The 1,484-nt window shown below is 64.0% G+C and carries 1 pseudogene; it reads right to left on the bottom strand.

The annotated features are described in order from the left end of the window. Positions 1–1,484 (bottom strand): annotated as a pseudogene (locus GMA8713_RS27855) (hypothetical protein); the annotation flags it as partial.

The raw sequence follows: 1,484 nt of genomic DNA, 5'->3' as shown, positions 1-1,484 counted from the left end.
CCCGCGCCCAGGGTGATGGTGATGTCCACCTGACCGTCCAGCTCGTCATCGTTGATGTAACCATCATCGTTGGCATCTTCGGTAATCTCGACCGTCGGCGCCGCCGGGGCGCCGGTGCCGGTGCCGTAATCCAGGGTGGCCGCATCACTGCCGTTGGCGGTGTTGCCCGCCGGGTCGGTGACGGTGGCCGTCACGGTCAGGGTCGTGCCGGTGGCTGGCGCGGTCATGGTGACCGGCACGCCGTTATCCAGCATGGCCTGGGTCACGGTGCCGTTAAACAGTGCATTGCCATCCTGGTCGGTGACCACCAGGGTATCGCCCACCGCGGTGCCTGCACCGAGGGTGACGGTGATGTTGATGTCACCATCGAGCTCATCGCTATTGATGTAGCCGTCGTTGTTGGCATCCTCATCAATGACCACCGTTGGCGACGCCGGTGCGCCGCTGCCTGTGCCGTAATCCAGGGTGGCCGAGTCAGAGCCCTCAGCGCTGTTGCCCGCCGGATCAGTGACCGTGGCGGTGATTTCCAGCTCGGTGCCGGTCGCCGGGGCGGCCACAGACAGGTCAAGGCCATTGTCCAGCATGTCCTGGGTGACCGGGCCTTCGTACAGGGTGTTGCCCGCGTTATCGGTGACCACAATAGTGTCACCCACGGCGGTGCCGGTGCCCAGGGTGATGGTGATATCCACTTCACCGCTGAGCTCGCCATCGTTGATGTAACCATCACCGTTGGCATCTTCGGTAATGACCACAGTCGGTGCGGTAGGCGCACTGCTGCCGTGATCCAGGGTGGCCGAGTCACTGCCGGTGGCGCTGTTGCCACTGGTGTCGGTCACGGTGGCCGTCAAGGTCAGGCCGGTGCCGGTCGCTGGCGGGGTCATCGTCAGCGACAGGCCATTGTCCAGCATGGCCTGGGTCACGGTGCCGTTAAACACCTCGTTACCCGCCTGGTCAGTGATGACCAGGGAGTCACCCACCTCTGTGCCGGCGCCCAGCGCCACGCTGAAGTTGATGTCGCCATCGAGCTCATCATCATTGATGTAGCCGTCATTGTTGGCATCTTCATCAATGGTCAGGGTCGGGGCCCCCAGATTTGGGTTGCCGCCACTGGTATCCAGTATCGCACTGTCACTGCCATTGGCGGTGTTGCCCGCCGCATCGGTGACGGTGGCGGTGACCACCAGGGTGGTGCCACTGGCCGGGGCATCAATCGCCAAACCCAGGCCATTGTCCAGCATGGCCTGGGTCACCGGGCCGCTGAACAGGGTGTTGCCATCCTGGTCGGTGACCACAAGGGTGTCACCCACCGCCGTGCCGCCGGTCAGGGCCACGGTGATGTTCACCTGACCCACCAGTTCGGCATCATTGATGTAGCCGTCGTTGTCGGCATCTTCGGTGATGGTGACCACAGGCGTGCCCGGCGCCGTGCTGCCGACATCCAGTACCGCGCTGTCTGAGCCATTGGCGGTGTTGCCCGCCGGGTC

Origin of the sequence: Grimontia marina, assembly GCF_900060185.1 — a bacterium.
Classification (GTDB): domain Bacteria; phylum Pseudomonadota; class Gammaproteobacteria; order Enterobacterales; family Vibrionaceae; genus Enterovibrio; species Enterovibrio marinus.
Note: the sequence above shows the minus strand (reverse complement) of the source record. Positions and strands in the feature narration are given on the sequence as shown.